Raw genomic sequence first — 12,484 nt, 5'->3', positions numbered from 1 at the left:
TTATAATCCTAATTTAATCGGTTAAAGTAACGACCTCTGAGTAGCAACCTTGGATTGAAGGGATTGTCAATAAATCCAGAACGCTTGTGCAGGATATTGTTACACAACATTCCCTGATTAGCAACCATAGTATGACTAAAGTGATATTCAGTGGTGGTGCTTAAATGCGTATCCAAAATGGCAACAGCTTGCCTAACCTCTTGGGCATTCAAAAATTTGATATTCTTCTTTCTTTGTGTATAGCGCATATAAAGTTGTGAGCTGGGCTCGTCAATAAAAAAAATAGCCCCTATGGAGATTTTACGCCTAACAACGCCGTTTACAACATGTTTGGGTATGCTCATGGCTTGGGTGTGAGTGAGTGCCTTAGCAACATCTGGATTAGACTCCCTTAGTTGTAAATACACCATTTGCTGGTCAATCCATTGATTTTCTCCACCACGGTTTGCAGGTGTAACACAAAACAAAGAAAAGGCACGTATACGTTGCTCTATTGTATTGTAATAACCATCTGTGTGCCAGCCGATGGCTTTATTGGTGTAGGGAATAAATTCAGCCTGATCTTGTTTAACGCTTTGGGTAATATGCGCTAAACCCCGATTTTGGACATATAAATGCGGGTCATAATCTATCAATCCAAACTGTTTATTAATGGCAATAATGGCTTGTGGGTAGTTGTCTTGCTGTTCAATATTAAATAGGGCAAAATTGTTATGTTGGCACAAATGCTTAATCCTATCTTTTTCTGAGCGTGTGAGCTCAAAGGGATTGCTAATTTCAATCAGGCAGGTTTCAATCTTGGTGCTAATATTTGCTAGTTTGTCATCTCTCCAGCGTTTGTATTCATCTAAATTGTTGAGAATGGACATGGCAATTTTTAGCCATTAATGCGTTTATCAATCACCCATTGTTGAGTGATTGATAAGATGTTGTTGACCACCCAATAAAGCACCAATCCAGATGGAAACCATAGGAAGAAAATAGTAAATACAAAAGGTAATGCCATCATAATTTTTGCCTGTATTGGGTCAGGTGGTGGCGGATTTAGTTTTTGTTGAACAAACATTGATACACCCATGATGAGCGGTAATATATAGTATGGGTCTTGGGCTGATAAATCGGTTAAATACCAAAACGGCGCTTGGCGTAACTCAATCATTTCTAATAGCACCCAGTAAAGTGAAATAAATACAGGAATTTGCACCAAAATGGGCAAACAACCAGAGGCAGGGTTGATTTTTTCCTTTTTATATAGTTCCATGGTTTTTTGACCTAGTTTTTGCTTGTCATCACCATAAGTTTCTTTAAGTTTTGTCAATCTTGGGGCGAGCTGTCGCATGCCTGCCATTGATCGATATGATTTTTCGCTGAGTTTATAAAACGCCAATTTGATTAACAAAGTAAGAACGATAATAGAGTAACCCCAAGAGTGAATCATTGAATAAATCCAGTTGAGTAACTCAGATAATGGCTTGGCAATAATAAACAGTATGCCATAATCAACGGTTTTGTCTAAACCTGGCGCAACAGTGTTAATTTGTTCTTGCTCTTTAGGTCCGATATAAAGGTTACTGCTTGGTAGTGTTGCTGTTGCACCAGGTGCTATTGTTAATTTTGGGTTGACAACGGTTAGTAAATATTCACCATTGATAATCTTTGATGAATAAGTGTGTGTTTGATTTTCATCTGGGATTGCAGCCACAAAAAAGTAATGTTCAATCATCGCTATCCAGCCACCTTTAGAGGTGATTTTTGGCTGGTCGCCAAAGTCTTCAAACTCTATTTTTTCATACACATCTTGGTCATCAAATCTTGCACCACCTGTATAAGTTGGCATCATCATGTTGGACTGGTCAAGTGCATTGCGAACTAGTTGTGTGTAGCCAGTTATGTTTAATGTATTGTTAGTGGTATTGGTTACTTGGTAATCAATACCAACCACGTAGCTGTTTTTGTTAAAGTGATATTGCTTGGTGACTTTGATACCATTCTCACTTTGCCAAGTAAAGGGCACAATCAAACTATTACCATCCATTTGATAATGGCTATTTTTTGAACTAAATGTTGAATGGTGAGTGGGCATTTGCCCTTGCGGCAATAAACCACTTTGTGCTTGGAATATTTCACCAGTTTTATCACTGAGTAGCTGGAATTTTTGCTCAGAATTAATTTCTATTGGATAATCATTAAGCCATGCATTTTGGATAGTACCACCTTTATGACTAATTTCTAAGGTTAGTAAATCTGTTGTGACCGTTGTAAATGGACCTTGATTTTTTGCAACAGTGTTAGGAAGGTCTAATTCGGTATTGCGATTTGTAACATTGGGTACGTCTAGGTTCTGATTTGTTAAGGAGTCACTTACCGTGCTAGCGCCTGTAATTTTGGTTTGACTGATTAAATTACCGTTTGCATCCACTACATGTGTTACCTCCCACTTGTCCCACAAGAGAAAAACGCTTAAAAAAATAGCAATAATGAGAAAGAATTTTTGATTGTTCATAAGATTATTTTTTAATTAATAGAGTGACATTATTTTTTTGGTACGGGGTCAAACCCACCATCATGCCATGGATGGCACTTGCCAATGCGTTTTAAACTAAGGCCAAGCCCCTTAAAAAATCCATGCACTTGGATTGCGTCATAAGCATATTGTGAGCAAGTTGGTTGAAAGCGACAATTAAAACCCAATAAAGGGCTAATGAATAGTTGATAAAATTTAATGGGCATTAGGAGTAAGTAACGCATTAATGAGTGGTTATTTTTTTGAATAAATGTAGCAAGTCATCGATCATTATAGAGTTTTTAGCGGGTTTTGAATGTTTTGTCATCACTACAAATTCCCAATGATTAAAATCATTTTGGTGTGTTCTAAAGGTTTCGCGCACAATTCTCTTGGCTCTATTTCTATCAACAGCTAGTTTATGAACTTTTTTTGCAATGGCAAGTCCAAGGCGGGGTGTGGGCGCATCAACCTTTCGTGCGATGACTTGCCAGTACCGCCCTTTGGTCATTCTACCATGATTAAAAATGGCTTTATAATCAAAGGGTTTTAAAATTCTTAAGTTGCGTGTTAGCCTAAGAAGGGACACTTAAATTAACTAAGCTGCTAAACGCTTACGCCCTTTTTTTCTACGTGCATTAATAACAGCGCGGCCTGATTTGGTGCTCATTCTTAATCTGAAACCGTGTGTACGTTTACGTTTTATAACACTCGGTTGAAAGGTTCTCTTTTGCTTCATAATGCAATTTCTTTAGATGAAATCTAACAATTTTACCATAATTTTTTACCAGCCTTATATTTGTTATCTTGTTAAGGCTTTAGTGTTTTAATACAGTAGCTAATTTGTGGATTAAAGTAAGAGCTTTAAGTGGATATTGTTTATTGGTTATGTTAAAGATGACTCTATTAATTAAAGCATTAAAATATTTTGAATTGCCACAGCAAGTATTTGAAGCATCTAGATGGGCAACAAGCAATCAGGCTTATTTAGAAAAGAAACGTTAACATGTTTACAACAAGCGGATAAATTAATAAATTACTGGTACAAGCACAAATCTTTGGCACATCAAATTTCAATGTGCGGTGCACTTATTTCAGAGTTTCCCATTGGCGCTTCACCCATGTAGCTAGTAACGTCCTAAGACGAAATCGTGTGATTAGTGGGCTGAGTTTTGGCACTTTAGTGGTGAAGGTAAGCATTAAAAGCGGCATCATGATTACTGCAAAATTAGCCGCTGAACAAGGTAAAGAAGTATTTTCAATACCTGGCTCAATTTACAATCCATTATCAAAGGGCTGTCATCAACTTATTAAGCAAGGCGCTAAATTAACTGACAATATTGAAGATATGTTATCTGAGTTGCTCAAGGGTTCGGGTTTGTCAGTTTCATCTAAAAAAGAGCCTGTTGATATAAAAAATGTAGACAAAACAGACGTTATGCTATTAAAATATCTGAGTTACAATGCGGTGACGGTTGATAAGCTAGTTGAAAAATCAACCTTAGCCCACAGATAGTTTACTCAAGTGCTTTTGTTGCTTGAGCTTGAAAACAGAGTTGCTAAAATTACAGGGTCAGGCTACGTACTAACCTAAGTGAGATTTTTATGACAAATAATATTCTTGATGTTCTAACCTATATGTTTGATTATCTTTTTGAAGAGGCAGAGCAAGATTCTACCCATGAGATTGATGATACCGAGTTAAAAGCACATCTTTCAGACATTGGATTTGACACAACGCGCATTGATAAGGCGCTTAGCTGGCTAGAAAACATCGCCACCATTCAAAATGGTAAGATTAAGCCATTCAAGACGACTTATCAGGGCAGTATGCGTATTTACACTGAGACCGAAAAAATAAAACTCAGTGCCAAATCCAGAGGGTTTTTGTTGTTTATGGAAAATATTGGTCAATTAAATGCTAATCAGCGCGAGATGATTATTGACCAAATCATGTCATTGGGTGATGTCAGTGTTTCTTTAGAAGATCTTAAATGGGTAGTGATGATGGTATTAGGCAATAGTGTTGATGGTGAAACATCAGCGCAGTGGCTGGAATCCATCGTATTTCTTGATGACAATCGCATCATTCAATAATGGCAAAAAATCTTGTTATTGTTGAGTCCCCTGCCAAAGCTAAAACCATTGAAAAGTTTTTAGGTAAAGATTTTAGTGTTAAATCTAGTATTGGCCACATCCGCGACATGCCTAAGAAAAACATGGGCATTGACATTGAAAATAATTTTACCCTCACGTATGAAATTACCACAGATAAGAAAAAAGTAGTCGCTGACTTGCGTAAGGCTGTAAAAATAGCAGAAAAAGTCTACCTCGCAACGGACGAGGATCGTGAAGGTGAAGCCATTGCTTGGCATTTGCTAGAAGCGCTCAATTTACCTAAAGATACCCCAAGAATTGTTTTTCATGAGATTACCAAGAGTGCAATTACTCACGCTATTGTTAAGCCTAGAACAGTTGATTATCAGTTGGTAGATGCTCAACAAGCGCGCCGCGTTATTGACAGATTAGTAGGTTTTGAAATATCACCTGTTTTATGGCGCAAAATTTCAGGCGCACGTTCCGCTGGCAGGGTACAATCCCCGGTGATGCGCCTCGTGGTCGAAAGAGAGCGAGAAATTAGCCAATATATTGCCAATTCTACTTACAAAGTCAAAGCAGAATTAGTGAGTGAAAGTGGCGAGATATTTGAGATTAAACTGAGTAAGGAGTTTGAATCTAAAGAGCAAGCATTGGCCTTTGCTAATGCACTTTTATCGGCTAATTTAACCGTTGCATCAATTGAAAAAAAACCCTCTAAACGCTCACCAAAACCACCCTTTATCACCTCAACCTTACAACAAGAAGCCTCTCAAAAATTAGGATTTTCAGTTAAGCAAACCATGACTTTGGCACAAAATTTGTACCGTGAAGGGTCTATTACTTATATGCGAACTGACTCATTCACGCTATCAGAAACAGTAATTGAGGCAGCCGGCCAAGTCATTGTAAAAAGATTTGACAGTGAATATCACCACATAAGACGATATAAAACCAAAGATGCAGGTGCGCAAGAAGCGCACGAGGCAATTCGCCCAACCGATTTAACCAAGCCCAGTATTTTTGGTATTGAAGATCAGGCTGCTAAACTATATAGCCTTATTTACAAACGCACATTGGCTTGCCAAATGAGCGACGCTCAATTACAAAAGACCCAAATAAAAATCAACATTTCAGGACTTGATGAAAAATTCCTAGCCAATGGCAAAATATTGACATTTCCAGGATTTCTAAGAGTTTATGATTATCTATCGTCAGAGGATAAACTATTACCCGATTTACACAAAGGCGACACATTGAGTTTGACCAGCTTTAAAGCTAGAGAGAATTTTTCAAGAGTCAAACCTCGCTACACTGAAGCATCGCTGGTGAAAAAGATTGAAAAAATGGGCATCGGCAGGCCTTCAACATTCGCCACTATGATATCAACAGTACAAGACAGAAATTATGTCACAAAAGAGACCAGAGAAGGTGCTGAACGAGCGTATGAATTGATTGAAATCAAAGACAGCCAAGTTATTCAATCCCAAGCAAGCGAAATAACAGGTGCTGAAAAAAACAAACTGTTCCCGACCAATGTTGCCTATTTGCTCACTGATTTTCTAGTCAAATATTTTGACAACATTATTGATTATAAATTTACCGCTAAACTTGAAAGCGATTTTGACACCATCGCCACACAAAATGTTCCGTGGCAAGGTGTGGTTAAAAACTTTTACACCCCTTTTCATCAAAAAATCGAAGATGCTGCTGACATTTCCAGAGAAGAAACCCACGGTATGCGCGAACTCGGTACTGACCCAAAAAGTGGCAAACGCGTTAGCGTGCGCTTTGGCAGATGCGGTGCCTTCGCCCAAATCGGCCATAAAGACGACGAAGACAAGCCAACCTTTGCCTCACTCAGAGGCTCATTAGATATTGAAGGCATCACCCTTGATGAGGCCTTAGAATTATTTAATATGCCCCGCACTGTTGGCGAGACTAATGATTTTGGCATCATCGAAGCCAACTATGGTCGTTTTGGTCCCTACATTCAATATGGTAAAAAATACGTCTCACTCAAAGAAGATATCCCAGAAGAAGTTAGCCTAGAAAAAGCACTAGAGCTGATTGCTGTTAAAGAAAAATTCGACGCCGAACGTACCATCAAAACTTTCGATGATTCCGATATCCAAGTCCTCAACGGTTGTTTTGGCCCCTACATCTGGAATGGTAAAAAGAAAGGTAAAGGTCAAAAAAATATTACTATCAAAAAAGTTTTCGGCGATAAAGACCCAGCAGGCTTAACCCTTGAAGAATGCAAAAAAGCGGTTTCTGGAAAATTTAAACCTAAAGCCAAGCCTAGAAAAAAGAAAAAAATTACTAAAAAATGAGCATGATTCAGTGAAAAACTTATCAGTTGTAGACTTTTTTGCGGAGCGGGAGGGTCTTCTGAAGGGTTTAAGCAATAAGGTTTTGATATTATTCAAGACATAGATAACTGAAAGCCTGCTATTGATACTTTTAATCATAATTTTGGCTTATAAGATGAAATTCAAGACATACTAAAGTTTTAAGATTTAAAGCGTATAAATGCGTTACCTAATACCGATATTATTTTAGGGCACAGTCTCTTGTGTTAGTTTTTCAAATTCAAATAAAGGCGATAATGTAGATAGATCATTAAGCACACAAAGTAGTAAATGGCGATTGGTAGGTAATCGCTGTATGTCCTCTTACTAGTAGTACAACTGCAAGAGCAGCACTAAAAGTATTGGGCGTATCAGTTTTAAGAGTAAATAGTGTGATAAATTTAAATACCTTTTTTCTAAAAGGTGGATTATCAAACACTTTTTAGAAAAAAGGTTCTCGCTTCAGAGGACATCCTTTTAAAGATGGAAACATGACAATAGCATTGACAAATTACTGTATCAAAGAAAATGGAAGGTCAGATAAAAAATTACACCCCGTAGAATTAATAGAAGAAACTAATAGACTAATTAGTCAATATGCTAATGGTGAAATTGTATAATGAAGGAGAAAACAGCTTATCAAATGGGTGAAGATAAGAAACTAGACCACAACCCCATTGAAAAATATTTGAAAGCACATGATATTTAAAATATTTAAATATCATGCAAACAATGGATGATTATTTAGAATATAACGGCATTAATACTCAATTAAATGGTAGGAAAAATTGTTTTAATAGATTTTGATGTAATTAGAACTTCTTGCCTTGGAGATTATTTTTCTATTGTAAGTCAATATAAAAAATATTTTGATAAGAATGCTGTTAGGAAGGTGAAGTTATCGCTAAGTGCCATTGAACAAATTCCCCATGTTGATACTTCTACTGGGTATGACATATCTTCTTTGTAAAATCAGTATTCTTTGATTTTTGATAAATTTATAGAAGCTAAATCATACTCGGGAAGCCCCCTATTTTTATTGGTCTAGAGATGAAATAAAAGTTACTAAATAGAGAAAGATAATTATTTTCTCTATTTAGTAAAAAAAGATGAAATGGGTAGTAATAATTATCAGCTAACCATTATTTAAAACCTTTATAAAAACGTTTTAAACAGCAGTGGTTGGAAGGAAATTGTCAAAATTGGAAATTTGAGTATGTCGCCATCCTCGATAAAATAACTCTGTGAGTTATGATTGTCTTAATAGATGGGTAAAATACTAGCTTTTCTGTATCGTTAAAAATATGTTATTATTGAGTGAAGTGATTATTGCCAATCCTCAAGTGGAGAATTTTGAGGCGTTGGTTGTGGTTTTGAAACAGGTGTCTAAAGGGTCTGACGAGCGGTTTTTTAGGATGGATGTGAAGCCTGATTATACGGATGTGCCTGATAATTGGGAGGACCGCTTAGAGGCGGCTTTTTGTTAGGAAGATAGCTGATGGGAAAATACTTAAATAAAGAGCAGATTTTTGATGCTGAAGGTGGTGAAGATTTATATGCCAATGAAGAGCAACTTAAGGCTAGGCTGGATTATTTTGAAAAGAAAATTCAAGCGCAAACTGAGGATACGCCTGTTGAGGAGCAAATTAAGAATTTATTAGAGATTGGCAGAATTCAGGTTGAGCGTTATAGGGGTTCAGATGCTTGGGAAAAGGCCTTTAGTGCTTTTGATATCGCAAGGGATAATGAGCTCTGGGAGTTAGCGGTTGAGGCTTGTGATGTGATGTTTTTATCTGAAGGACCGGATGCTTTGAAGGCGTTAGGCCATGCGTTGTGGCTAGGTATTACCTTTCCAATTGACCCAGAATTGACTGTTGCAATGCTACAACATTTGGTTGAGGAGTCGCCAAAAGGGGCAGGTACCCGTGCCATTGCTGCTGCAACGGCGTATTATATTACCTCTATGCGTTGTAGCGCGGAGGATGATTTAACTTTTTTTGCATCACAAATGATGGCATCTGTTGCGGATGAGCATTCGCATGTGACTGATCAATCAATGTTTGATTTATGGCGTAAAACCTTACAATTAGACAAACCAGAAGTGTTTTTAAAAAAACTTTCAGGTGCTGTTGATCAGTTAGTGGCTGATGATTGGTGGGTTGACAGGGGTAAGATTAAAGCAAAATTAGATGCCGAAGGCAAGTAAATGAAGATTAAGGTTTGTGGGTTCACCAATGCAGATAATGCCAAGCAGGCTGCTATGCTTGGTATTGATGCAATTGGTTTGGTGTTTTATGACAAGTCCCCACGCTGTGTTGATATAGGAACTGCGATTGATGTTGTAAATGCATTGCCACCTTTTGTGAATCGTGTGGGCTTGTTTGTGAATGCAGATTCTGATTTTATTGATGAAGTGTTGTGCGAAGTGCCACTGGATACTTTGCAATTCCATGGCGATGAACTGGCACATGAGTGTGCTCAATATGCCATGCCGTTTATTAAGGCGCTGCGTGTGAATAGGCAGACCAATATCACCAAAATGGCAGAGGAGTGCCACCAGGCTAGTGGTTTGTTATTAGATGCGTTTAACAAAGATATTTATGGCGGTACGGGCGAACATTTTGATTGGCACTTGGCTAAGGTTGATATTGACCTGCCTATTATTTTAGCGGGCGGGCTTAACCCTAATACGGTGGCTGATGCTATTAACCAAGTACATCCTTATGCGATTGATGTGTCAAGTGGTGTTGAAAGTGAGAAAGGCATTAAAGATATTAACAAGATTAAACAATTTTTAGCCAATATGAGATAATAGATTTATTTCACTTTTTATACTAAATATTAAGCATGAAGATATCAAAATTTAAGGCGGGCGTCTTTCAATCTAAAAATAACGGAAAACATTATGAGTATCAATGCTTCTTGCCAAATGGCATCAATCACACATTTGAAGTTGACAATAATAATTTACAAGTATAGTTAGAAAAATCTATCCATTTGTTAGGTGAATTGAATGCCATGACAAGATTGGTGCCGAATATTGATCTGTTTATTATGAGTTTTATAAGTAATGAGGCAACTTTATCTAGCAAAATAGAAGGCATGCAAACTGCGACTGAGGATTCATTTAAAAAAGAGGAGGACATTAAAATAAAGCAAAGAGATGATTAGCTCGAAGTCACTCTTTATATAAATGCAGTGCGAAGTGCCATTAATAATCTAGGTAAACTGCTAATTGCATGCGTTTAATTAAACAGGGACATGTAACACTGCTATCATTAGGAAGGGGTAAGTAAAAAACTATCAGAAGAGTTTCGCTCTTCACAAAATTGGATTGATGGAAATAGTATTCAGAATACTGATTTTAAGACGATGTATATGAATTGATGTCAGATTTAAAAAAAATTTCTAAATAATAAAATTGCTATTATTCATTATCAATTTGAGATCATTCATCCTTTTTTGTGATGGTAATGGTAGAATGCTAATGTGCCACTGCATTTAGTTGGTAAAAAACTCTTATCAAAGCCTTTGCTTTATATGTCAGCATTTTTCTGAAGCCAATAAAGATGAATATTATCAAAGGCTGACGCAAGTTAGAATGAAGGGTGATTTGTTAGGGCAAAAATGTTAAGACAGAGTTGTCAGTATCTGCAACAACTGCATTTGGTTAGAGCTGATGTTTTAGATGAATTAACGGGCAACAAGCGTAATCGCCTTTTCGCTTTTAAACCATACTTACAATTTTTTAAAAAACCATTCCCAAAATATGAATAATTACAATTTACCAGATGATAAGGGCCATTTTGAGCAATATGGCGGTGTTTTTATTGCAGAAACGCTTATGAAAGCAGTCACAGAACTCAAAGATGCTTATGAGAAATATAAAGATGATGCAGCATTTATTCGTGAATTTGAACAGGATTTAAAGCATTATGTAGGTCGTGAAACGCCACTTTATCATGCACAAAATTTAAGCAAAAAGTTGGGCAGTGCCCAGATTTATCTTAAACGTGAAGATTTAAATCATACGGGCGCACATAAAATTAACAATACCATTGGTCAAGCACTACTTGCTAAGCGTATGGATAAAACACGCATCATTGCTGAAACAGGCGCTGGTCAGCATGGCGTGGCAACAGCAACGGTTGCAGCGCGTTTAGGGCTGGAATGTGTGGTTTATATGGGCGAGGTGGATGTGGCTCGCCAAGCACTGAATGTGTTTCGCATGAAGCTGTTAGGTGCCACGGTTATTCCAGTTACTTCAGGTTCAAAAACACTCAAAGACTCAGTTAATGAAGCGATGCGCGATTGGGTGACGAACATTGATGATACGTTTTATATTATTGGCACAGTTGTAGGCCCGCACCCTTATCCAATGATGGTGCGAGATTTTCAGAGTATTATTGGTAAAGAGGCAAAAGTACAATTTGCCGCACAAGTGGGTGGCTTGCCCGATGCTTTAGTGGCTTGTGTGGGTGGTGGCTCGAATGCGATTGGCTTGTTCCATTCGTTTATTGATGATACTTCAGTTGGAATCTATGGTGTTGAGGCAGCAGGATATGGTCTAGAAAAAGGCCCAACTGCACATGCCGCTCCGCTTTGTGCAGGCAGTGTGGGTGTGTTGCATGGCAACCGTACTTATCTAATGGAAGATGAAAATGGGCAAATTATTGAGGGGTATTCAATTTCAGCAGGTCTAGATTATCCTGGCGTTGGCCCAGAACATGCATATTTAAAAGACAGTAGTCGTGCGCAGTATGTAGCAATCACTGATGAAGAGGCATTAAAGGCGTTTCATACACTTACCAAAGTTGAAGGTATTTTGCCAGCGTTAGAGTCTTCTCATGCGGTGGCTTATGGCATTAAGCTTGCAAAAGAATTGGGCAAGGATAAAAATATCATTATTAACCTTTCGGGTCGTGGTGATAAAGATATTCACACCATTGCACAAATTGAAGGCATTGAGTTTTAATGAATAGGACTCAAAAAATTCAGAATACACTCTCTAAGCAGATTGTTTTGATAGCATTAATTTATATCTTTTTCAAATATCATACTATTTGTTAAGGATATTATAGAGGGTGATAGCCTCATGCACTTGCTGCACGAAGGTGGCATTGCTGTTTAGAAAGGCTTAAGTCTTGAAGAAATTAGCTAAATAAGAGGTACTAAGGAAAAAACGATACGTCAGCAAGCCCCAACTATTTATCAAAAATCTAACTTAAAAGGTCGGCATGAACTATCAGCCTATTTTCTTGAAGATTTACTTTAAAAAAACAGCACAATGTAAAGTCTACCTAATCGTTATGCCGTAATTTCTAGTAAAGATTAGCATTAGGTATACGTATCTGCTCGTCATCATAATTATCTTTTAAGGCTTGTTTATGACATCCCTCACAGTTTGAAAGTGTCCCTACTTGCACTTGGACAATCAGTGTCTTTATATATCGCTATGTTTTCTACGCATGTAAGGTGTTTTTAATATGCTTAATGGCGCATCATTATATGATAGGGACTTCATGATCTTGCG

The 12,484-nt window shown here is 37.5% G+C and carries 13 protein-coding genes; 8 read left to right on the top strand and 5 right to left on the bottom strand.

Going from position 1 to position 12,484, the window contains the following annotated elements; genetic code table 11:
- Positions 1 to 8: 8 nt before the first annotated feature.
- The 5 genes from HUE58_RS05410 to rpmH are packed head-to-tail and all read right to left on the bottom strand — an operon-like array spanning position 9 to position 3,242.
- Positions 9 to 869: a TauD/TfdA family dioxygenase gene (locus tag HUE58_RS05410; protein ID WP_174605981.1), complete on the bottom strand. Its 861-nt coding sequence runs from the start codon at positions 867 to 869 to the stop codon at positions 9 to 11.
- An 8-nt stretch (positions 870 to 877) separates the two neighbouring features.
- A complete protein-coding gene (gene yidC, locus HUE58_RS05405; RefSeq protein WP_174605980.1) occupies positions 878 to 2,503 on the bottom strand; it encodes a membrane protein insertase YidC in 1,626 nt (541 codons plus the stop codon).
- 29 nt (positions 2,504 to 2,532) lie between these two features.
- A complete protein-coding gene (gene yidD, locus HUE58_RS05400) occupies positions 2,533 to 2,748 on the bottom strand; it encodes a membrane protein insertion efficiency factor YidD (RefSeq protein ID WP_174605979.1) in 216 nt (71 codons plus the stop codon).
- Positions 2,748 to 3,092: a ribonuclease P protein component gene (rnpA, locus tag HUE58_RS05395; RefSeq protein WP_174605978.1), complete on the bottom strand. Its 345-nt coding sequence runs from the start codon at positions 3,090 to 3,092 to the stop codon at positions 2,748 to 2,750. The genes yidD and rnpA overlap by 1 nt, the downstream gene beginning before the upstream one ends.
- Before the next feature lie 9 nt (positions 3,093 to 3,101).
- Positions 3,102 to 3,242: a 50S ribosomal protein L34 gene (gene rpmH, locus HUE58_RS05390; RefSeq protein ID WP_174605977.1), complete on the bottom strand. Its 141-nt coding sequence runs from the start codon at positions 3,240 to 3,242 to the stop codon at positions 3,102 to 3,104.
- A 414-nt stretch (positions 3,243 to 3,656) separates the two neighbouring features.
- On the opposite strand from rpmH, the gene HUE58_RS05385 reads away from it, so the two are divergent.
- From HUE58_RS05385 to trpB, 8 genes are all read left to right on the top strand, one after another.
- The gene (locus tag HUE58_RS05385) at positions 3,657 to 4,019 is read left to right on the top strand and encodes a DNA-processing protein DprA (protein ID WP_246260779.1); all 363 of its coding nucleotides are present in this window, start codon (positions 3,657 to 3,659) and stop codon (positions 4,017 to 4,019) included.
- An 89-nt stretch (positions 4,020 to 4,108) separates the two neighbouring features.
- A complete protein-coding gene (locus HUE58_RS05380) occupies positions 4,109 to 4,600 on the top strand; it encodes a Smg family protein (protein WP_174605976.1) in 492 nt (163 codons plus the stop codon).
- On the top strand, positions 4,600 to 6,933 hold the full coding sequence (topA, locus tag HUE58_RS05375) for a type I DNA topoisomerase (RefSeq protein ID WP_174605975.1): 2,334 nt from the start codon (positions 4,600 to 4,602) through the stop codon (positions 6,931 to 6,933). Before HUE58_RS05380 ends, topA begins: the two co-directional genes overlap by 1 nt.
- 1,322 nt (positions 6,934 to 8,255) lie before the next feature.
- The gene (locus HUE58_RS05370) at positions 8,256 to 8,438 is read left to right on the top strand and encodes a sulfur relay protein DsrC (protein WP_174605974.1); all 183 of its coding nucleotides are present in this window, start codon (positions 8,256 to 8,258) and stop codon (positions 8,436 to 8,438) included.
- 11 nt (positions 8,439 to 8,449) lie between these two features.
- Complete coding sequence (locus HUE58_RS05365; protein WP_174605973.1) at positions 8,450 to 9,157, top strand: hypothetical protein; 708 nt, start codon at positions 8,450 to 8,452, stop codon at positions 9,155 to 9,157.
- The gene (locus HUE58_RS05360) at positions 9,158 to 9,763 is read left to right on the top strand and encodes a phosphoribosylanthranilate isomerase (protein WP_174605972.1); all 606 of its coding nucleotides are present in this window, start codon (positions 9,158 to 9,160) and stop codon (positions 9,761 to 9,763) included.
- A 242-nt stretch (positions 9,764 to 10,005) separates the two neighbouring features.
- A complete protein-coding gene (locus tag HUE58_RS05355) occupies positions 10,006 to 10,122 on the top strand; it encodes a Fic/DOC family N-terminal domain-containing protein (protein ID WP_246260777.1) in 117 nt (38 codons plus the stop codon).
- Between the two features lie 598 nt (positions 10,123 to 10,720).
- Complete coding sequence (gene trpB / locus HUE58_RS05350) at positions 10,721 to 11,926, top strand: tryptophan synthase subunit beta (protein WP_174605970.1); 1,206 nt, start codon at positions 10,721 to 10,723, stop codon at positions 11,924 to 11,926.
- The last annotated feature ends 558 nt before the right edge of the window (positions 11,927 to 12,484 follow it).

The organism is Candidatus Ruthia endofausta, from assembly GCF_013342985.1.
GTDB classification, from domain to species: domain Bacteria; phylum Pseudomonadota; class Gammaproteobacteria; order PS1; family Pseudothioglobaceae; genus Ruthia; species Ruthia endofausta.
The sequence above is the reverse complement of the archived record's forward strand: the minus strand, read 5'-3'. Positions and strand labels throughout refer to the sequence as shown.